Raw genomic sequence first — 20,479 nt, 5'->3', positions numbered from 1 at the left:
AGCAGGGTGGAGGTGCACGAGGCCGTCGCGGACGGCGACCGCCTCGCCGCCCGCTACACCCTGCACGTCCGCCAGCGCGGCAAGGACCTCTCCATCGAGGTCTACTTCTTCGGCTGGTTCGCCCCCGACGGTCGGATGCGCCAAGCCCACATGGCCACTCGCACCGCTCCCGCCGACGCCGCCCGCTGAGCTCACGGCACAGCGCCGCCCGCCTCAGCCGACGCGGAAGCCGAGAACGATCGAACGATCGGGTTCCGACAGGTACTGGCTGTAGACGCTGACTTCGCCGAACCTCGGGGCCCCACGGTTCAGGACCGTGAAATCGCAGCCGGGGTTCTCCTCGCATCTGGTCTTGGGGCCGTCGAACCGGACGGACATCACCGAGGGCTGCACCCTCAGCCAGCCGAGGACGGAGTCGACCATCGCGTCCACGTCGCACTGATGCGCGGAGAATCGGGCGTCATCGCACAGCTCCGACTCCACGTACACCTTGCCCGCCTCGTTGGCCTCCCTGATCACCACGACTCTTCCCGGGATCGAGGTCATCCTCTCGACCGCCCTCCGGTTCGTCGTGTAGGCCGCGCGTTCCTTCTTGTCCCGGGCCTTCTGCTGCGTGACGTCGACGAGCCAGACCACCGCCAGCGTGAGGCCGACCGCCAGGAGGGCGGACGTCGCGACGAGTACGAGACGGACCGCTTTCCGCTTCCGCGAGCGGGCCGGGCGCGGGCCCTGCGGCTCCGGCGGCTGGGGGACGGTCGGCGGCGCGGGCGGGCGGCTCTGGGCGAGCGAGGCGAGCCAGGCGTGCAACTGTTCGGCGGTCGGCCTCTGCGACGGCTCACGCTGCATCAACGCCCTGAGCACCGGCTCCAGAGGGCCGGCGTGCACGCACGGGCCGGGATCCCGGGTGGCGATGGCGATGAACACCGCCCCCGTGCTCGCGCCCTCGAACGGTGGGCGTCCCTCTACCGCGGTGTAGAGCGCGGCTCCGAGTGACCACAGGTCGGACGCGGCCGTGACCTCGTGACCGCTCACCTGCTCGGGCGACATGTAGGCGGGAGTGCCCAGGACCGCGCCCGCCGAGGTCAGGGTCGCGTCGCCCTCGACGGCCGCGATGCCGAAGTCGGTCAGGACGGCGCGGCCGTCCTCCAGCAGGACGTTCGCGGGCTTGATGTCGCGGTGCGTGATGCCCGCATGGTGGGCCGCCCGCAGAGCGTCGAGCACCTGCAGCCCGATCTGCGCCACCCGGCCGGGCGGCAGGGGCCCCTCGGCCTTCAGCAGGTCTTCCAGCGAGCGCCCGCGCACCAGCTCCATGACGATCCAGGGCCGCCCGTCCGGGCCCGTGACGCGGTCGTGGACGGTGACGATGCCCGGATGCCGCAGCCGGGCGGCGGCGCGGGCCTCCCGCTCCAGCCGCGCGATCCAGGTCCGCCGCCCGGCGTCGTCCAGGTGCTCGGGCAGCCGCAGTTCCTTGACCGCCACCTCACGGTCGAGGTCCTCGTCACGGGCGCGCCAGACCGCTCCCATGCCGCCGCGGCCGAGCAGGGAGACCAGCCGGTACCGGCCCGCCAGCACCTGCTCGTCCGCGCCCGTCGCCTGCCGCGAGCCCTCCCGTCCCAACGGCTCCACCGGCGGCACCCCTCACAGGAACACTCGTGTCTGACCGACCCTGGTCGGGATCATCTCAGACGCCGGGCCTCGGGGGTTCCCGAAAGCGTGCGCCCGGAACGCCCATCCGGCGTTCCGGGCGCACGCCCTTCGACGGGTCAGCCCTTGGTGAGGGGCAGGGTCAGGGTGCTGCCGTCCAGGTCGACCTTGACCTTCGTGCCCGCCGGGTAGCGGAGCGTGTAGGCGTGGTCGGTGGCCAGCACCATGAGGCCGATCCGGTGACCGGGCTTGAAGACGTAGTCGTACGGCTGCATGGGCCAGCTGAACGTGTAGTCCTTGCCGGGCTTCACCGGGGTGCTGCGCCAGATCGACTCGCGGTTGCGGACGTCCGTCCAGCCGCGCGTCACGATCTTGAACGGGGTGACGGCGGTCGTGTACTCGCGGACGGTGCGGCAGCCCTCGTCGCCGGGGATCGAGTCGCCGTAGCACCACCTGCCGGACGTCGGGACGAAGCCGGAGACGCGCTCGTCGGAGCCGTAGTCGACCAGGAGGGCCGACAGGTACGGCGAGCGGCCGTCCACGGAGGCGCGCAGCTTGATCCGCGCCGTGCCGCTGAGCCTGGTGGCCCTGGTCAGCTTCGGCGTGAGGTAGACCAGGCGGTTCGGGTCCGCCGCGTCCGGGTTCGCGGCCAGTTCCTCGGCCTTGCGGGACGGGTCGTCCACCAGCTGCTGGGTGCCGTGCCCGCGCCCGCCGAGGCCCTTGGCCGACAGGCCGAGCGGCACGGGGCGCGCCGAGGCCTCCGGCCAGTCCTTGTGCGTCTCCCACTGGCCGGGGGTGCGCTCCAGGTCGACCTTGGGCTGGCGCATGATGTCATTGCGGACGCCGTAGAGCTCATGCGCGAACCACAGGTTCAGGGATTCGAGCCACACGCTCTGGCGGACGTCCAGCGGCTCGTCGTGCGCCGCCTGGTGGATCCAGAGCTTTCGGTCGACGCCGGCCTTCTTCAGCCCGTCCCACAGGAGGGACATCTGGATCGGCTTGACGTTCCAGTCGGCGAGGCCGCTGGTCATGAAGACGCTGGCCTTGAAGTGGGGCGCGGACTTGGCGAAGTTCCGCTCGTCCCAGGTCCGGTTGTAGTCGCCGGTGACCCGGTCCATCTTCTTTTCGAGGTCGTGCATGACGGGCGCGCAGACCGCGGGGTCGCGCCGGGACAGCACGGCCTTGGCGTGCAGGTCGAGGTCCTCGCCCTCCCAGCCGTCCGGCGCGACCACGCCGCCGTTGGCGCGGTACTCGTCGTACCAGTTGGAGACACCGGAGATGGACACGACCGTCTTGAGGCCGGACACCCCCGTCGCGGCGGCCGCCAGGGGCAGCGTGCCGTCGTAGGACTTGCCGGCCATCGCGACGTTCCCGGTCGACCAGCCCGCGCTGATCTTGTTGCCCTGGGCGTCGTAGGCGGTCGCCTTGCCGGTGAGCCACTGGACGACCGACTTCATGCCCTGCGCCTCGTTCGGGCCGACGGCGGTCGGGCAGCCGTCGGAGTCTCCCGTGCCGAGGGTGTCGGCCGCGAGGACGGCGTAGCCGCGCGAGACGAAGTAGTTGTCGTAGTAAACGCGCGAGTAGCTCGTCGGAGCGGGCGGGCCGGGCGGCGGCGTCCACGGCGCGAGGCGCGGGTAGTCGGTGACGTCGGCCGGGTGGTACGGCGGATCCTGGAGGCCGGCGTAGTAGGGGCTGCCCTCAAGGATCGAGGCGACCTTGAGGCCCCCGGTCGTCTCCTTGGGACGGGTGATGTAGACGGAGACGCGGTCGCGTTCGCCGTCACCGTCGCTGTCCACGTTCGTCTCGACGAACACCTTCTCGCGGATGGCGTCCTTGAACGAGAACGTGGGCTGCGTCTTGCCGTCCTTCACCACGATGTGAGGACGTCCCGCGTCGGCGAACGCGGGCACCGTGCCGGCCACGAGGCCGACCGTGCCCGCGAGCGCCGCGACGGGCAGGAGTGTGAGTCGCAACGTCCGCTCCTTGGCTGCTGAGAGAAACCTGATCAGCTTCCAGAGCGGACACAACGCCCGTCAACGGTGATTATTTACAAATCGGCCGGTTCACGCGATCCGGTCGATGACCAGCGGGTGCGCGGACACGGTGCCGCCTGCCTCGACGTCGAAGGCGCCGTCCAGGGCCTCCAGCGCGCGGCCGAACCTGGCCTCGTCGTCGGCGTGCAGCGTCAGCAGCGGCCGTCCCGCCTCGACCGTGTCGCCCGGCTTGGCGTGGCAGATGACGCCCGCGCCGAACGAGACCGGGTCCTCCTTGCGGGCCCGGCCCGCACCGAGACGCCAGGCCGCGACGCCCACTCCGTAGGCGTCCAGCCTGGTCAGCACGCCCGAGGACGGGGCGGTGACCACATGGGTCTCGCGGGCGGCCGGCAGCGGCGCGTCCGGATCGCCGCCCTGCTCGATGATCATGCGGCGCCAGGCGTCCATGGCGGAGCCGTCCTTCAGCGCGTCGGCCGGGTCCTTCCCGGAGACCCCGGCGGCGGCGAGCATCTCCCGCGCCAGCGTCAGGGTCAGCTCGACCACGTCGGACGGGCCTCCCCCGGCGAGCACCTCCACCGACTCGGCCACCTCCACGGCGTTGCCGACCGCGTTGCCGAGCGGACGGTCCATCGCCGTCAGCAGCGCGACCGTGCGCAGCCCGTGGTCGCCGCCGATCGCGACCATCGTCTCGGCCAGCTCCCGGGCCGTGTCCACCGTCTTCATGAACGCGCCCGAGCCGACCTTGACGTCCAGCACCAGCGCGCCCGTGCCCTCGGCGATCTTCTTCGACATGATCGAGGAGGCGATCAGCGGGATCGACTCCACCGTGCCGGTCACGTCGCGCAGCGCGTAGAGCTTGCGGTCGGCGGGCGCGAGGCCGCTGCCCGCCGCGCAGATGACGGCGCCCGCCGCGCGCAGCACGTCCAGCATCTCGGTGTTCGACAGCGACGCCCGCCAGCCCGGGATCGACTCCAGCTTGTCGAGCGTCCCGCCGGTGTGCCCGAGGCCGCGTCCCGACAGCTGCGGGACGGCCGCGCCGCACGCCGCCACCAGCGGCGCCAGCGGCAGGGTGATCTTGTCGCCGACGCCCCCGGTGGAGTGCTTGTCGGTGGTCGGACGGTCCAGCCCCGACCAGTCCATCCGCTCGCCGGACCGGATCATCGCCTCGGTCCACCGGGCCACCTCGGCCCGCGACATGCCGTTCAGCAGGATCGCCATCGCCAGCGCCGACATCTGCTCTTCGGCGATCACGCCCCGCGTGTAGGCGTCGACCGCCCAGTCGATCTGCTCGGGGGTCAGCGTCCCGCCGTCGCGCTTGGCGCGGATGACATCGGTGGCGTCCACGAAATCCTCTCAGGGGTGAAGCCGGGCCGGCCAGGGTGCGCCGGCCGGAACGAGTCGGTCAGGCCCGGTCCACGAGATCATCGGGACCGAACGCGTCCGGCAGGACATCCGACATGGGCAGGATGCCACGCGTCGTCTCGAGCAGCATCGGGGCGCCGCCGTGCTCCCACAGCAACTGCCGGCAGCGCCCGCACGGCATCAGCGGGTTCCCGTGCCGGTCCACCACCGCCATGGCGACCAGCCGGGGCCGCTCCGACTTCCCCGGCCCGTGCAACGCCGAGACGACGGCGCACTCCGCGCACAGGCCGACGCCGTACGAGGCGTTCTCCACGTTGCACCCGGTGATCACCCGGCCGTCGTCCACCAGTGCGGCGGCCCCGACCGGAAACCCGGAGTACGGACAGTAAGCACGCCCCATCGCCTCCCGCGCCGCAACACGCAAAGCAGCCCAATCAATCTCCATGAGCCCTACCTTTCTGGGGGGACGACCCCCCAAACCCCCCGACAGGCGGCTGACCGGCGTCCTCCGCTTCGCTCCGGCCGCCGGTCAGCGTGCCTCACCACGCCGGTACCGGAGCCCGTTGGCGGCGGGCATGCGGAGGCGTTGGCTGGCCAGGGCCAGGACGAGGAGCGTCGTCAGGTGCGGGGTGAAGGAGACCAGCTCGCCCGGGACGATGTCGCTCAGCAGGAACCACGCGAGGAGCGCGGCGGCCGTGACCAGGGACAGCGCGGAGCCGACGACGGCGCCGCGCATGTCGCGGCGGTGCGCCGCGTCCAGCGCCGCCTGCGGGAGCAGGCGGTTCGCGCGCACGCCCTGCCAGACGGCGACGCCGATCAGCAGGATCGCCACGAACAGCAGCAGCGCGTGCACCGACTGGCCGCCGCCGCGCACGTTCATCGCGTCGGTGTAGCCGAACAGCAGCGAGCCCGCGGCGAGGCCGCCCGGACGCCAGTTGCCGAAGATCATGGCGGCGAGGCCGATGAACCCGCGGCCGTTGGTCTGGCCGTCCTGGTAGATCGGCGCGGCGACGATGACGAGGAACGCGCCCGCCAGGCCAGCGAAACCGCCCGAGATCATCACGGCGGCGTACTTCATCCGGTAGACCTGCACGCCGAGCGACTCGGCCGCGTACGCGTCCTCGCCGCACGAGCGGATCCGCAGCCCGAACGCCGTCCGCCACAGCACGAAGAAGCTGGCCGGGAGGAGCAGCAGGGCCACGAGCGTCAGCAGCGACATGTCGCTGGTCAGGCCGCGGACGATGCCCGCGAGGTCCGACACCAGGAACCAGTGGTGCCTCTCCAGCGAGCCGAGCCAGTCGGGGCTCTGCCAGCCGCCGATCTTGCCTCCGGACAGCACCGGCAGCGTCAGCGTCTGGATCGGATCGACGGGCGGCGACTGCCGGGGGCCGCCGCCGAGCGCCTTCGCCTCCCCCTTGTCGAAGATCAGTCCGGCGAGGAACTGGGTGAGCCCCAGCCCGAGGATGTTGATCGCGACGCCGGACACGATGTGGTCGACGCCGAACGAGACGGTCGCGATCGCGTGCAGCAGCCCGCCGAGCGCCCCGCCGATGATCCCGGCGAGGACGCCGATCCACGGGCCCCACTGGTAGCCGGCCCAGGCGCCCGTCCAGGTGCCGAGGATCATCATGCCCTCGAGGCCGATGTTGATCACGCCGGAGCGCTCCGACCACAGCCCGCCGAGCCCGGCGAGGAAGATCGGCACGGCGAGGCGCAGCGAGGCGCTCACCGTCCCGCTGGAGGTCACCGGGTCGGCGTCGTCGATCACCCGGACCAGCGACAGCAGCACCAGCAGGCCGGACGCGATGAGCAGGTAGTGCGGCCAGCGCAGCCGGCGGCCGCCGCCCGCGGCCTTCCGGGCGGGGGCCGTCTCGGTGGCGGTGCTCATGAGGCACTCCCAGCGGCCTCGCGGGCCAGGTCGTGGCCGGTGGCCAGCTCGGCGGCGACGGCCCGCTGCTGGAGCCGGATCTCCCAGCGCCGGACGAGCTCGTACACGATGACGACGGTCAGCACGACCACGCCCTGCATGACCCCGACGATCTCCTTCGGGACGTCGACCTCCTGGAGGACGTCGGAGGTCTGGTCGAGGAACGCGAACAGCAGCGCGGCGAGCGCGATGCCGGCCGGATGGTTGCGGCCGAGCAGCGCGACCGTGATGCCGGTGAAGCCGAGCCCGGCCGGGAAGTTCAGCGAGTACTCGTAGGACGCGCCGAGCAGCTCCGGCATGCCGATCAGGCCCGCCACCACGCCCGACGCGACCATCGTGTAGACGATCATGCGGCGGGCGTTGACGCCGCTGGCCTGCGCGGCCGACGGCGAAAGCCCCGACATCTTCAGGTCGAACCCGAACCTGGTGTGGTTGATGACGATCCAGAACACGACGCCGACCAGGATCGCCAGCGGCAGCAACCCGTACACGTCGCCCGGCAGGTCGATGCCGATCGAGGACAGGAAGCTGTTCAGGCCGCCGACCCGTCCCGACTCGGGGATCTTCGGCGTCGCGACGTTGTTGCTGCCCGGCCGCACCTCGGCGAGCCGCTTGTCGTTCAGCAGGTAGGCGATCAGACCGGTCGCGATCGCGTTCAGCATGATCGTGGACAGCACCTCGCTGACCCCGCGGGTCACCTTCAGCACGCCCGCGATCGCCGCCCACAGCCCGCCGACCACCATCGCCGCGGCGATCGTCAGCATCTGGCCGAACGGCGCGGGCAGCGCCAGCGCGCCGCCGAGCGCGGCGGCGAGGAACGCGGCCATCCGGTACTGGCCGTCCACGCCGATGTTCAGCAGCGCCATCCGGAACCCGATCGCCACGGCCACGGCCGACAGGTAGTAGCGGGCGGCGCGGTTGACGATGTCTACGATCGAGTTGTCGGTGGTGCCGTAGTCGATCATGCTCTGGATCGAGCTGACCGGGTCGGCGCCGGTGACCCGCAGCAGGATCATCGTGATGGCGAGGGAGATCAGCAGCGCCAGCACCGGCGCGCCGATCTTCAGTCCGAGGCCCCGCGGGCCGAGGCCCTGCAGCATCGCCTTCCACGACGGCACCGTCTCCGGCTCCACCGGTCCGGACGCCTTCGCGGGCCGCTTCCCGGGATCGGGGCCCTCGCCCGGACGGGGCGCGGGAACGCCGGCCGGGGGCTTCGCGCCCGCGGGCTCGCCGCCCGCCGGTCCGCCGCCGCCCGCGGGCTCCTCGCCCGCCGGGTCCAGGTCCTTGCGCTCGTCGCTCATGCGGGCGCTCCGGCGCCGGTCATGGCGGAGCCGAGCTCCTCGGGGGTGACGGTCCGCGGATCGACCTCCGCGACCAGCCGTCCCCGCAGGATCACGTGCAGGGTGTCGGACATACCGATGAGTTCCTCAAGATCGGCGCTGATCAGCAGGACGGCCAGCCCGTCCGCGCGGGCCTGCCGCAGGTACTCCCAGATGGCGGCCTGGGCGCCGACGTCGATGCCGCGCGTCGGATGCGCCGCGATCAGCAGCCGCGGGTCGCCGGACATCTCCCGCCCGACGATGAGCTTCTGCTGGTTGCCGCCCGACAGCGCGGCGGCGGGCACGTCGATCCCCGGCGTCCGCACGTCGTAGGCCTGGACGATCCGGGTGGTGTCGCGGCGGGCGCCGCGACGGTCGATCCACGGGCCGCGCACGTTCGGGCGCTGGGTCTGGTGGCCCAGCATGCGGTTCTCCCAGAGCGTCCCCTCCAGGACGAGCCCGTGGCGGTGCCGGTCCTCGGGGATGTAGGCGATGCCGGCCTCGCGGCGCCGCCGCGTCGTCCACGAGGTGACGTCCTCGCCGCCGTAGCCGATGGTCCCGGCGTCGGCCCCGCGGATCCCCATGATCGCTTCGATGAGCTCGCTCTGCCCGTTGCCCTCGACGCCGGCCAGCCCGACGATCTCGCCGCGGCGGATGCGCAGCGACACGCCGTCCACCACGGGACGGCCCTCGGGGGTCAGCACGGTGAGCCCGGCCACGTCCAGCTGGACGTCCTCGGTGACGGTGGACTCGCGCAGCTCCGGGGTGGGCAGCTCGGACCCGACCATCAGCTCGGCCAGACGCCGGGACGTCACCTCACGCGGGTCGAGCCGGGTCGCGACCGTCGTGCCGCGCCGGATCACCGAGATCGTGTCGGCGACGGTCAGCACCTCGTCCAGCTTGTGGGAGATGAACAGGACGGTCAGGCCCTCGGCGCGCAGCTCGCGCAGGTTGCCGAACAGCTCCTCGACCTCCTGCGGGACGAGCACCGCGGTCGGCTCGTCCAGGATGAGCACGCGGGCGCCGCGGTAGAGGACCTTGAGGATCTCCACGCGCTGCCGCTCGCCGACGCCGAGCGTCTCGACCAGCACGTCGGGGTCGACGCGCAGCCCGTACGCCTGCGACATCTCCTTGATCTTGGCGCGCGCGGCGGCGAAGTCGATCCGGCCGCGCCGCCGGCCCCGGACGCGGGGCTCGGCGCCGAGGATCACGTTCTCCAGGACGGTGAGGTTGTCGGCCAGCTTGAAGTGCTGGTGCACCATGCCGACGCCGCGGGCGATCGCGTCGGCCGGCGTCCGGAAGGAGACCTGCTCGCCGTCGACCTCGATGGAGCCCTCGTCCGGCCGCTGCATCCCGTAAAGGATCTTCATCAGCGTGGACTTGCCGGCGCCGTTCTCACCGCAGAGCGCGTGCACCTCGCCGCGCTCGATGGTGAGGTTGATGTCGCGGTTGGCCACCACTCCGGGGAACCGCTTGGTGATCGATGTCAGCCGCACGGCCGGCACCTGGTCAGGCACGAGTGCCCCTCCTCCTGCCTAGAACGTGAGAGAGGACGCGGCCGGGGCGCGGGAGCGGGCTCCCGCGGCCCGGCCGCGGCGTCAGGCCTTCGTCGGAACGGTGATCTTGCCGCTGACGATCTCCGCCTTGAGCTCGTCGAGCTTGGCCTTGATGTCGTCGACGTTGCCGCCGGAGGTGGCGTACCCGATGCCGTCGTTGCTCAGGTTGTACTGCGTGGTGCCGGCCTTGAAGGTGCCCTTGGCGACGCTCTCGACGAAGTCGTACACCGCGACGTCCACGTGCTTCTCCATGGACGTCAGGATCTGGGCCTTCACCCCGGCGACCGCGGGCTGGTTGTACTGGTCGGAGTCGACCCCGATCGCCCACTTCTTTGCCGCGCCGACGGTCTTGATGACGCCGATGCCCGCGCCGCCCGCCGCGTGGTAGATCACGTCGGCGTTCTCGTCGAGCTGGCCCTTGGCCGCCTCGTTGCCGAGGCCGGCATCCTTGAAGCCGTTGAAGTTCGGGGGCTGCGTGAGGTACTTGGCGGGCAGCACCTTGATGCCCGGCTTGGCCTTCTTCGCGCCCGCCTGGTACCCGGCGAAGAACTTGTTGATCAGCGGGACGTTGACGCCGCCGATGAACCCGATCGTGCCGGTCTTGGACTTCAGCGCGGCCGCGGCGCCGACCAGGTAGGAGCCCTGCTCCTCGGAGAAGCAGGCGCCGCTGACGTTCGCGCCCTCGACCTTGCACTGGTCGGCGTCGACGACGAGGAACTTGGTGTTCGGGAAGTCCTTGGCGACCTTGTTGATCGAGGCCGTGTAGGCGAAGCCGACGCCGATGACCGGGTTGTAGCCCTTGTTCGCCAGCAGCCGCAGGCGCGACTCCTTGTCGGAGTCGGGCTCGTCCGGCTTGGCGGAGATCTCCTCGGTCTTGACGTCCAGGTCCTTCTTGGCCTTGTCGAGGCCCGCGGCGGCCGAGTCGTTGAAGGACTGGTCACCGCGGCCGCCGATGTCGAAGGCCAGACCGATCTTGAGGGTCTTCTTGCCGTCGCCGCCGTCGTCACCGCTGTCGGCCTTCTTGCCACCGCACGCGGAAGCGCTGAGCGTCAGCGCCGCACCCGTCATGGTGACGAGCGTAATCTTCAGTCCACGGCGCAAGGTAGCGCTCCTTCCGTTCCCCACCCACGGTCCGGTGACCGATCCGGTCACCGAAATCGTTGGGACGCTACCTCGCTAATGAGGGCAAACTTCCCGCTTGCACGGTTTCGCAACAGGTCCGTTACCAATGCGTAGGCATATCGCCACAGGTCAGCGCGGCCATGCACGGCGCTGACCGGCACGTGAGCCCTCGTGCGCGGCGTCCGGAAGGACGGAAGGCGACCGGCCGGGCGATCACTCCTGGTGATCAGGCCCGGCCGGCGGGCGGAGGTCAGGCGAGCGCGGCGCCCTCGATCGCTTCGGCGTCACCGTCACCGGGACGGCCGCCGTCCCACAGCGCGGTCAGCGCGGTGGCGCTCAGCACCTTCGTGCCGACGGCGATGCACCGCTCGTCGACGTCGAAGTCGCCCCGGTGCAGGTCGTACTCGCCGGGCGCGCCGGGAGTGCGGACGCCGAGCCGGGCGAGGGCGCCCGGGATCGACTCCAGGTACCAGCCGAAGTCCTCGCCGCCGAGGCTCTGCGGGGTCGGCACGACGCCGTCCTCGTCCATGACCTGGGCGGCGGCGTCGCGGAACATCTGCACGCTGGCCGCCTCGTTCACGGTCGGCGGGACGCCCCGGACGTACTCCAGCGACGCCTCCACGTCGTAGGCGGCGGCGACCGACTGCAGCAGCGCCTTCATCATCTCCGGCGCCCGGTGCCACGCCTCGTCGTCCAGGCAGCGGACGGTGCCCTCGGCGATCCCGTCGTCGGGGATGGCGTTGGCGACCGACCCGGCCGACACGCGCCCCCACACCAGCGACAGGCTGGAGCGCGGGTCGACGCGCCGCGACAGCGCGGACGGCAGCTCGGTGACGATCTTGGCGAGGGCGTAGACCAGGTCGGCGGTCAGGTGCGGCCGGGCGGTGTGCCCGCCGGGCCCGGTGACCTTCACGTAGACCTTGTCGCAGGCCGCGGTGATCGGGCCGGTGCGCAGCCCGAGCTGGCCGACCTCGATGCGGGGGTCGCAGTGCAGCGCGAACGCGCGGTCGACGCCCGCGATGCCGCCGGCGGCCATGACGTCCAGCGCGCCGCCGGGCGTCTCCTCGGCCGGCTGGAACAGCAGCCGGACGCGGCCGGGCAGCAGCCCCGCCTCCGCCTGCTGGGCCAGGAACAGGCCCGCGCCCAGCACCATCGTGGTGTGCACGTCGTGGCCGCACGCGTGCGCGACGCCGGGGACGGTCGACCGGTAGGCGACGCCCTCCTTCTCGTCCTGCAGCGGGAGCGCGTCGATGTCGGCCCGCAGCGCCACGGTGGTGCCGTCGGCGGGGCCGATGTCGCAGAACAGCCCGGTGCCCTTCGGCAGGATCACCGGCTCCAGCCCGGCCGCGCGGAGCCGCTCGGCGAGCCTGCGGGTCGTGCGGTGCTCGGCGTAGCCGAGCTCGGGGTGCATGTGCAGGTCGCGGCGGAACGCGATCAGCTCCGCCTCGTGCGCGGCGAGGAACGCGTCGAGCTGCGGTTGCAGCACGGCACCGCCGAGCACCGCCGGGATCCCGGCCACGACCGGGGCTCCGGCCGCCGCGACGGAGGCGTCCCGCCGCGGCGCGGCGCGCTCGGCGTCGCCCGGGACGGGCCCGCCGGGCACCATCGGGTTCGCTCCGGCGGGGCCGGAGGCGGCCCCCCGGTCCTCCCGGCCCTCGGGACCCTCAAGTCCCGGGGCGGCGGGTGGTTCAAGGCCGGGCATCACCCCGGGTCCCGGATGTGTCATGTGCGCCCCCTGCGCGATGGCGGTGCCGAACGGCGCCCGCCGGGTGATGTTCTCGTTGGTGGAAGCGGTGCGGTTCTCGGAATCGTTCTCGTACGACGTGTCGTTCTCGGGTCTGCTCGCGGGATCGGTGCTCGCGGGATCGGTGTTCGCGGGGTTCCCGGCGCGGTCCGGTTGCTCAGGCTCCGGCATGTGCGACCTCCCCCAGTGTGACGAACCTGTCCTCCGCGAGCTCGGTGACCGCCGCGTCGACGATGTTCTCCAGCGTCCCGCCGCCGGCGCGGATCGCGCGCTGGCGCTCGTACGGGGCGCCGTGCTCCAGCACCTCGCCGGCCACCTTGAGCTCCTCGGCGCAGCCGAGCCGGTCGGCGACCGGCTCCAGCTCCCTGATCAGCTCGTACAGGTCGTCGCGGAGCGGAGCGGTGTTCCCCGTGTCGTCGGTGATGACGATGGCGTCGAGACCGTACCTCGTGGCGCGCCACTTGTTGTCGCGGACCACCCAGGCGGCCGGCCGGGGCAGCGTGTACCCGCGGTCCAGCTGCTGCTCGAACAGCGTGACGAGGCTCTGGCACAGCGCGGCGGCCATCCCCACCTCACGCAGGGTGGGAATCCCGTCGAACATCCTGATCTCGACGGTGCCGAAGTCAGGATGCGGCCGGATGTCCCACCAGACCTCCTTGATGCTCCTTATGGTTCCCGAACGCATCAGCGTGTCCATGTAATCCTCGAAGGCCGCCCAGTCGTCTAGCAAGTGGGGCGGTCCGGCCGTGGGCATCTGGCCGAACACGACCGCCCGGCAGGACGCGAGGCCGGTGTCGCTGCCGCTCCAGAACGGGCTGGACGCGGTGAGCGCGAGGAAGTGCGGAAGGTAGGACGAGAGCGCGTTGACGATCGGGATCACCTTGGCGGCGTCGGAGATGCCGACGTGGACGTGAACGCCGAACGTCTGGATGCGCCGGGCCAGCCACTGCATCTCCTCGATCAGCTGGGCGTAGCGCCCCATGGGCGCCATCACCGCCTCCCGCCAGTCGCTGATCGGGTGGGTGCCCGTACAGGCCAGGGCGAGGCCGCGGTCGGCGGCGGCGGTGCGCAGGGCGGTGAGGGTGCCGGACAGGTCGGCCTTGGCCTCGCCGACGGTGTCGCTGATCCCGGTCACCACCTCGATGGTGGACTCCATCAGCTCGTGGCGGACGCGGGGGTTGTCGCCGTCCTCGCTGAGCGAAGGCAGGGCGGCGAGCACCTCGCGTGCGTCCTGCCGCAGGTGCCTGGTCTCCGCATCGACGAGCTGGATCTCCCACTCGACGCCCAGCGTCGACCCGTGCGATGCGTTGAAGTCAATGGCCACGGCCAACCTCCGTCCACAATCCTTGCAGGTCGTTGCGTGGCACGTGGCGCAATTCAGCCAGCGGGTCCCTAAGCCTGGACAAACGCCGGTCCAGGTCACGTGTTCGTTCCATGATGGCGTCCGTGCCCGCCCCCTGCCGGGCGTCCATGCCCTTTGCGGATCAATTGACTCATGCGAGCCGTCGGAACGCGGGCGGACGTCCTACTTTTCGGTCATCGATCTCGGTCTGCGCACCACTAGATCGAACTAGTCAGCCCGTCCAAAATACCGTCAGCCCGTCTCAAAATCCCGTCCATGACGGATGGTAACCGATCGGCCCCGCCCCATACGTACCGCGATACGACCGGCGCTCCGTACGTCACGTCCGTCGCCTCCGCCCCGCGCATGCCGGATTCGCGATCGGGTACCTCTTCGCCGGATAGGTCGCCTAGTCTTCGGGGGGAGTCATGGGCGTTGGGCGCCTGCGCGCCGGGAGCGATCGCGCTCCCACAGGATTGAGGAGCGTCGGGAGCTTGCCACGACAGCGACGAGGGCCGGCCGGCGTCCGCCGCGCCCTGACGTTGATCACCCTGCCGGTCACGGCCGCCTCGCTCGCGGCGGCCCCCGCGTTCGCCGCCGCCCCGGCCGGCGCCGCCCGCGCCGCGGGCCCTTCCGGCACGGGAGTGCGCGTCGAGGCGTCGCCCAGCGCGCCGCCGCCGTCCGGGCAGACCGTGGGCGGGCCCCAGCTCGCGAGCCGCGGCGTCGTCGCGGGCACCGCCCCGGGCGTCCCGGCCCCGCCGAAGATCAAGGCGGCCTCGTACCTGATCGCGGACGCCGACACCGGCCAGGTCCTGGCCGCCAAGGACCCGCACGGGCACTACCTGCCCGCCAGCACGCTCAAGACCCTCACCGCGCTGACGCTCGTCCCCAAGCTGGACCCGAACCGGCTCGTCCGGCCGTCCCAGAAGGCGTGCGACACCGAGGGCACCAAGGTCGGGCTGACCCCGAAGATGCAGTACAAGGTCTCCGACCTGTTCCACGCGCTGCTGATGATGTCGGCCAACGACGCGGCGGTGACGCTGGCCGAGGCCGACGGCGGGATGCGCACGACCCTCGCCGACATGAACGCCGAGGCCAGGCGGATCAACGCGCGCGACACGCTCGCCGGGTCGCCGAACGGCCTGGACAAGGACCTCGGGCTGAACGTCCGGACGCAGCACACCTCGGCCTACGACCTCGCGCTCATCCTGCGCGAGGGGATGAAGAACCCCGAGTACCGCGCCTACATGCAGGCGATCGACTTCCAGTTCCCGGCGCCCCCGACGAAGAAGGAGCGCAAGAAGGGCAAGAAGGTCGGCGGGTACCCGATCCACACGCACAACCACATGCTCCCGGGCGAGCGGCTGGCCTACCCGGGGATGCTCGGCGGCAAGAACGGCTACACGATCGCCGCCCAGCAGACGTTCGTCGCCCAGGCGCGCCGCGGCGGGCACACGATCGTGATCTCGCTGATGCGCGCGGACATGCCGCCCTCGGCGTACGCGGCCAAGCTGCTGAACTGGGGCTTCGCCGCCCGCGGCAAGGTCGCGCCGGTGGGCTCGCTCGTGCCGCCCGGCGACATCGAGCAGACCCGCAAGGACGGCCGCTCGGGCGTGCTGCCCGACGCGCCGCTCGCCTCCGACGACTCCTCCCGCATGTGGCTGCTCGTCGGCGGCGGCGCGGTGGGCGCCCTGCTCGCGATCACGGCGCTGTTCGTGGTGCTGCGCCGCAGGCGGCGCCTGGAGGCGGCCCGCTACCGCGCCGGCCGGTAGAGCGCAGGCCGGTAAAGCTTCGTCCACCCCTTCCCACGAGCCTGGCACCTCCGCCTCCGGCGGGCTTACGCTCGCGGTGGCGCCGGTGATCGCGTCACCGCCGGGGGACGGCGGAACGGCGCCGCGGGGAGGAAATGCGCCATGTCCGACTTGTACGTCCCCATGCCCGGCGCACCCGCCCTCGCACCCGAGCCGCCGCCGGCGTACGAGCATCCGAACGTCACGCTGCTGAAGGACGGCTACACGGCCTTCGCCAAGGGCGACATGGGCCTCATCCGCGGGCTGCTCGCCGACGACGTCGTCCACCGCGTCCCCGGGCGCGGGCCCGTCTGCGGCGAGTACCGGACGCCCGAGGAGGTCCTGGGCTTCTACGTCCGGCTGTTCGAGCTGTCCGGCGGGACGTTCCACACCGAGCCCTACTCGGTCATGGCCAACGACGAGCACGGCGCGGCCCTCGTGCAGACCTACGCCGAGCGCGCCGGCCGGATCCTGGACGCCCGCGCCGTCGACCTGTTCCGCATCCGCGACGGGAAGATCACCGAGATCCGGACGCTGGCCGAGGACCAGTACGCCGACGACGCCTTCTGGTCCTGAGCGGCCTTCCCCGGCTCGGCCGGCTTCCGGGTCAGGCCGGTTTCCCGGTTCCCAGCGGCTTCTCGTCCTTGACCGCGTCGCCGGTCCCGGCCGGCCTCTCGTGGCGGCCCGGCCCGCTCCGGCGATCCGGGGCCTCGTCCTCGGGCGGGTCCTCGCCCGAGGACGGCTTCTCGTGGCGGCCGGGCTTCTCGCCCGCGCGCTCCTGGAGCGCCTCCACCTCCGCGCGGTCGGCGCTGTTCTCCGGGTTGGCGGCGTCCGCGGTGAGCACGACGCGGCGGGTCGCCGTCCAGGCGGCGACGAACAGGGCGAACCGGGTCGCTATGTTGATCCACACCATCAGCCCGACCAGCACCGCGAACGTGCCGTAGACGGGGTTCTGCGTCGTCCGCCCGATCAGGAACGCCGCGATCTGCTTGAGGATCTCGAAGCCGACCGCGCCGAACAGCGCGCCCCGGATGATCCGGCGCCAGGGCGCCCGGGTGCCCGACAGCCGGGTGAACAGGGCCAGGAAGACCACGGTGTCGAAGAAGATCGCGCAGGCGAGGGACAGCAGCCGCAGCCCGGTCCCGGCGCCGGGGACGTCCTCCAGGCCGAGCCAGCCGAGGACGGTGTGGGTGGCGGAGGTCGCGACCGTCGTGACCGCCATGCCGCAGATCAGGATCAGGCCGAGGAACGCCAGCACGGACGCGTCCCAGAGCCGCTTCAGGAAGAAGTTGCCGCCGCCGCCCGGCTCGTTGCCCCAGATGTCGCGCAGGGACTCGCGCAGGACCTGCACCCAGCCGATCCCGGTGAACAGCAGCGCGACCAGCCCGAGGACGCCGACGGCGGTCTTGGACTGCGCGATCTGCTCGACGTCGAGCTGGCCGGCGAGCCCCGGCAGCTGCGAGTTGATCGCCCGGACGAAGTAGGCGCGGGCCTCGTCGCTGACCCCGACGAGGTAGCCGAGCAGCGCGTACGCCAGCGCCATCAGCGGGAAGAACGACAGGAACGCGTAGCTGGTGAGGGCGGCCGCGAGCCGGTCGCCGCGGCGCTCCTGGTACCGCTCGAACGCGCGCGCCTGGTGGTCGAACCACCGGGACCGCTCCCGGGAACGTTGCAGCAGCGCCTTCCCGTCGCCGAACAGGGACTCGCTCCGCCGTTGGACCCTGCCGATCACCTGCCGCATGCACGCAACGTACCCAACGCGCGTCACTCGATGCCGCAGACGGTAATCATCCGGTCAACGCAGCGTCTTGTGGCGCCGCTCACCCCGGATCCGTTCATCGGGGCGCGGGCCCGCCGCGGTTGCCGCCCGGCGAAGGCACCGCGCCGTCCCCGAAGATGAAGTCGCACTGCGGGCGCCACACGCCGTCCTGCCCGTGCTCGTACAAGGAGAAGCCCCACGCCTCGAAGTCGGCGCTGTAGCCGGCGAGCTCCTTGAACGCCTGGTCCATGACGCTCTCGGGGAGGTGGTGGGCGATGGTGACGTGCGGGTGGTACGGGAACGGCAGCGGCCGAGCCAGCGGACCCGTCAGCACCTTCGCCTGGACCCGCTCGCAGCCGCCGATCCCCTCGGCGAGGGCCACGAAGACGACCGGCGAAACCGGCCGGAACGTTCCGCTGCCGCGCAGCCTGATCGGGAACGGGGTCTCGGTGCTCGCGACGCCGCGCAGATGCGCCTCGATGGCGTCGATCTCGGGCTCGGGGACCTCGGTCGGGGGCAGCAGCGTGATGTGCGTCGGGATCGCGTGGGCGAGCGGGTCGCCGAACGAGGCGCGCCGGGCCTGCAGGAACGCGCCGTACGGGTCGGGAATGGGGATGGCGACGCCGATCGTGCGCACGCCGCCGCCCTCGCCAGGGGTCGCGCCCCCGGCGGCGGAGGGCGCCTTCCGAGGGCCCTCCGCTGCGTCGGGAGCGGGGCCGTCAGCGACCACGTCCCACGAATCCCACCCGTTGGCGCACGGTCTCCATCGTCGCGGTGGCGACCCTGGACGCGCGCTCGGCGCCGAGGGCGAGCACCCGGTCGAGCCGCTCCTCGTCCTCCAGCAGCGTGAGGGTGCGCTCCCTGATCGGCGTGAACGTGTCGAGGACGACCTGCGCGAGGTCCTTCTTGAACTGCCCGTACCCCGAGCCCGCGTACCGGCTCTCGAGGTCGGGGACGGAGGTGCCCTCCAGCGCGGAGAAGATCCGCAGGAGGTTGGTGACGCCGGCCTTCTTCTCCTCGTCGTAGACGACCTCGGAACCGGTGTCGGTGACCGCGCGCATGATCTTCTTGCGCATCGGTGCGGGCTCCTCCAGCACGTCGATGATCCCCTGCGGCGAGGAGGCCGACTTGCTCATCTTGGCCTCCGGCTCCTGGAGGTCGGTGATCTTCGCGGCGCCCTCGGGGATGTGCGCGTCCGGCAGCACGAACGTGTCGCCGAACCGGTGGTTGAACCGCTGCGCGAGGGTGCGGGTCAGCTCCAGGTGCTGCCGCTGGTCCTCGCCGACGGGGACGCGTATCGCCCGGCCGGCCTCGGTGGTGGGGTCGGGCGAGTAGAGCAGGATGTCGGCGGCCTGCAGGACCGGGTAGGTGAACAGCCCGACGGTCGTCCCGCCCGTGCCCTGCTTGGACGACTTGTCCTTGAACTGGGTCATCCGCTGGGCCTCGCCGAAGCCGGTGAGGCAGCCGAGCACCCAGGCCAGCTCGGCGTGCTCGGGGACGTGGCTCTGCACGAACACCGTGGCGCGCTCGGGGTCCAGGCCCATCGCGAGGAGCTGGGCGACGGCGACCTTGGTCCGGCGGCGCAGCAGCGCGGGGTCGTGCTCGACGGTGATCGCGTGCAGGTCCACCACGCAGTAGAAGGCGTCATGGGTGTCCTGCATCGAGACCCACTGCCGGAGCGCCCCCAGGTAGTTGCCGAGGTGGAACGAGTCGGCGGTGGGCTGGATGCCGGACAGCACGCGCGGCGGTGCCGCGGCCGTTCCGGCGGACGCTTCGGGGCTGGGCGCTTCGGGCATGTGCACGGACCGATTCTCTCAGGTGTCGCTTGAGGCTTCGCCGCCGGTGGCCTGCCGGGTGCCGGGGCCGGCGGCGGCGTCGCCGATCGCCGCCCGCGGGGTCGCGGACGGCGTGCCGGGCGGCACCGGTGCGGCCTGCGGCGACGCCCGCGGCATGACGCGCACGCGGGCCACCCGCCGGCCCTCCATCCGGACCACCGCGAGCCGGCGTCCGCCGGCCTCCACCGAGTCGCCCTCGGCGGGCACGCGGCGCAGCGCCGCCATGATGTGCCCGGCGACCGTCTCGTACGGCCCGTCCGGCAGCCGGATGCCGGTCTCGGCGGCGAAGTCGTCCAGGTTGAGCAGGCCGTCGACCTCGACCACCCCGCCGTGCAGGCGCCGTGCCTGCGCGTCCTGGACATCATATTCGTCGCGGATGTCGCCGATGAGCTCCTCCAGGAGGTCCTCCAGCGTGACGATCCCGGCGACGCCGCCGTACTCGTCCATGACGATCGCCAGGTGGCAGCCCTCGCGGCGCATCTCCGACAGCGCCGGCAGCACCCGCTTCGAGGCCGGCAGGAACTTCACCGGACGCACCAGATCGCCCACCGCGCCGCCGCCGCGGGCGGGCGCGTCCGGCGGGGCGGGCGCCAGCAGGTCGCGGATGTGCACGAAGCCGACCACCTCGTCGTGGGAGTCGCGGCAGACGGGGAAGCGCGAGTGCGGGCTGCCCGCGGCGATCCGCGCGGCGGCGGCCAGCGGGAGCGCGGCGTCCAGGAACTCCACCTCGGTGCGCGGGACGAGGACCTCGCGCAGCGGCCGCTCCCCCGCCGCGAACACCTCCCCGATCAGTGCCCGCTCGTCCGGGGTGAGCTGCGTGTTCTGCGCGACCAGCGCCCGCATCCGCTCGGCGGTGATCTCCTCGCGCAGCGCGCCCGGGTCGCCGCCCGACAGCCGCACGACGAGGTGGGTCGAGCTCGACAGCAGCCACACCAGGGGGCGGGCGAGCGCGCCCGCCGGTCCCGCCGGCGGGCGGGACGGCGTCCGGTCCATGGGTTCAGCCTTCCCCGTTCGGCGTTCCGGATAGCCTGGGCGGACCCCCTAGCCTGGACGCGCCCCCGCCGTCCCAGAGTCTCGTCGTGGAG

At 72.0% G+C, this 20,479-nt stretch carries 17 protein-coding genes; 3 read left to right on the top strand and 14 right to left on the bottom strand.

Translation table 11 applies throughout. The features are described 5' to 3' along the window. Positions 1 to 6: 6 nt before the first annotated feature. Positions 7 to 189: a hypothetical protein gene (locus tag BJY14_RS26395; protein WP_246396117.1), complete on the top strand. Its 183-nt coding sequence runs from the start codon at positions 7 to 9 to the stop codon at positions 187 to 189. A 24-nt stretch (positions 190 to 213) separates the two neighbouring features. Here the strand turns inward: BJY14_RS26395 and BJY14_RS26390 are convergent, their stop codons facing one another. The 10 genes from BJY14_RS26390 to BJY14_RS26345 all read right to left on the bottom strand — a co-directional run bounded on the left by BJY14_RS26390 (position 214) and on the right by BJY14_RS26345 (position 13,992). Beyond that, entirely contained in the window at positions 214 to 1,626 is a 1,413-nt protein-coding gene (locus BJY14_RS26390; protein WP_312879406.1) for a serine/threonine-protein kinase, read from the bottom strand. A gap of 137 nt (positions 1,627 to 1,763) precedes the next feature. Beyond that, complete coding sequence (locus BJY14_RS26385; RefSeq protein ID WP_246396115.1) at positions 1,764 to 3,617, bottom strand: Xaa-Pro dipeptidyl-peptidase; 1,854 nt, start codon at positions 3,615 to 3,617, stop codon at positions 1,764 to 1,766. A 90-nt stretch (positions 3,618 to 3,707) separates the two neighbouring features. Further along, a complete protein-coding gene (locus BJY14_RS26380) occupies positions 3,708 to 4,982 on the bottom strand; it encodes a thymidine phosphorylase (RefSeq protein WP_179846068.1) in 1,275 nt (424 codons plus the stop codon). Between the two features lie 58 nt (positions 4,983 to 5,040). Next, on the bottom strand, positions 5,041 to 5,445 hold the full coding sequence (locus BJY14_RS26375; protein ID WP_179846067.1) for a cytidine deaminase: 405 nt from the start codon (positions 5,443 to 5,445) through the stop codon (positions 5,041 to 5,043). A gap of 84 nt (positions 5,446 to 5,529) precedes the next feature. Further along, on the bottom strand, positions 5,530 to 6,888 hold the full coding sequence (locus BJY14_RS26370) for an ABC transporter permease (RefSeq protein WP_179846066.1): 1,359 nt from the start codon (positions 6,886 to 6,888) through the stop codon (positions 5,530 to 5,532). Then, a complete protein-coding gene (locus tag BJY14_RS26365) occupies positions 6,885 to 8,228 on the bottom strand; it encodes an ABC transporter permease (RefSeq protein WP_246396111.1) in 1,344 nt (447 codons plus the stop codon). The genes BJY14_RS26370 and BJY14_RS26365 overlap by 4 nt, the downstream gene beginning before the upstream one ends. Further along, positions 8,225 to 9,763 carry an ABC transporter ATP-binding protein gene (locus BJY14_RS26360; protein WP_179846065.1) on the bottom strand — a complete coding sequence of 513 codons (1,539 nt, stop codon included), beginning with the start codon at positions 9,761 to 9,763 and terminating at the stop codon, positions 8,225 to 8,227. Before BJY14_RS26360 ends, BJY14_RS26365 begins: the two co-directional genes overlap by 4 nt. 81 nt (positions 9,764 to 9,844) lie before the next feature. Beyond that, positions 9,845 to 10,870, bottom strand: coding sequence for a BMP family lipoprotein (locus tag BJY14_RS26355; RefSeq protein ID WP_246396109.1), 1,026 nt, complete (start codon positions 10,868 to 10,870; stop codon positions 9,845 to 9,847). Positions 10,871 to 11,174: 304 nt separating this feature from the next. After that, positions 11,175 to 12,650: an amidohydrolase gene (locus BJY14_RS26350; protein ID WP_376770054.1), complete on the bottom strand. Its 1,476-nt coding sequence runs from the start codon at positions 12,648 to 12,650 to the stop codon at positions 11,175 to 11,177. A 175-nt stretch (positions 12,651 to 12,825) separates the two neighbouring features. Next, a complete protein-coding gene (locus BJY14_RS26345) occupies positions 12,826 to 13,992 on the bottom strand; it encodes a glutamate--cysteine ligase (protein ID WP_179846063.1) in 1,167 nt (388 codons plus the stop codon). 512 nt (positions 13,993 to 14,504) lie between these two features. Between BJY14_RS26345 and BJY14_RS26340 the strand changes: the two genes are divergently transcribed. Next, on the top strand, positions 14,505 to 15,782 hold the full coding sequence (locus BJY14_RS26340) for a D-alanyl-D-alanine carboxypeptidase family protein (protein WP_246396107.1): 1,278 nt from the start codon (positions 14,505 to 14,507) through the stop codon (positions 15,780 to 15,782). Positions 15,783 to 15,923: 141 nt separating this feature from the next. Further along, on the top strand, positions 15,924 to 16,376 hold the full coding sequence (locus BJY14_RS26335; protein WP_179846061.1) for a nuclear transport factor 2 family protein: 453 nt from the start codon (positions 15,924 to 15,926) through the stop codon (positions 16,374 to 16,376). Positions 16,377 to 16,407: 31 nt separating this feature from the next. Here the strand turns inward: BJY14_RS26335 and BJY14_RS26330 are convergent, their stop codons facing one another. The 4 genes from BJY14_RS26330 to BJY14_RS26315 all read right to left on the bottom strand — a co-directional run bounded on the left by BJY14_RS26330 (position 16,408) and on the right by BJY14_RS26315 (position 20,387). After that, positions 16,408 to 17,541: a YihY/virulence factor BrkB family protein gene (locus tag BJY14_RS26330; RefSeq protein ID WP_246396106.1), complete on the bottom strand. Its 1,134-nt coding sequence runs from the start codon at positions 17,539 to 17,541 to the stop codon at positions 16,408 to 16,410. Between the two features lie 94 nt (positions 17,542 to 17,635). Beyond that, on the bottom strand, positions 17,636 to 18,196 hold the full coding sequence (locus BJY14_RS26325; RefSeq protein WP_179846060.1) for a 2'-5' RNA ligase family protein: 561 nt from the start codon (positions 18,194 to 18,196) through the stop codon (positions 17,636 to 17,638). A gap of 82 nt (positions 18,197 to 18,278) precedes the next feature. Continuing rightward, a complete protein-coding gene (gene trpS, locus BJY14_RS26320) occupies positions 18,279 to 19,355 on the bottom strand; it encodes a tryptophan--tRNA ligase (RefSeq protein WP_179849636.1) in 1,077 nt (358 codons plus the stop codon). Positions 19,356 to 19,373: 18 nt separating this feature from the next. Next, positions 19,374 to 20,387: a hemolysin family protein gene (locus tag BJY14_RS26315; RefSeq protein ID WP_179846059.1), complete on the bottom strand. Its 1,014-nt coding sequence runs from the start codon at positions 20,385 to 20,387 to the stop codon at positions 19,374 to 19,376. Positions 20,388 to 20,479: the final 92 nt, after the last annotated feature.

Origin of the sequence: Actinomadura luteofluorescens (assembly GCF_013409365.1) — a bacterium.
Taxonomy (GTDB): domain Bacteria; phylum Actinomycetota; class Actinomycetes; order Streptosporangiales; family Streptosporangiaceae; genus Spirillospora; species Spirillospora luteofluorescens.
This window is presented reverse-complemented; position numbering and strand designations above follow the sequence as displayed.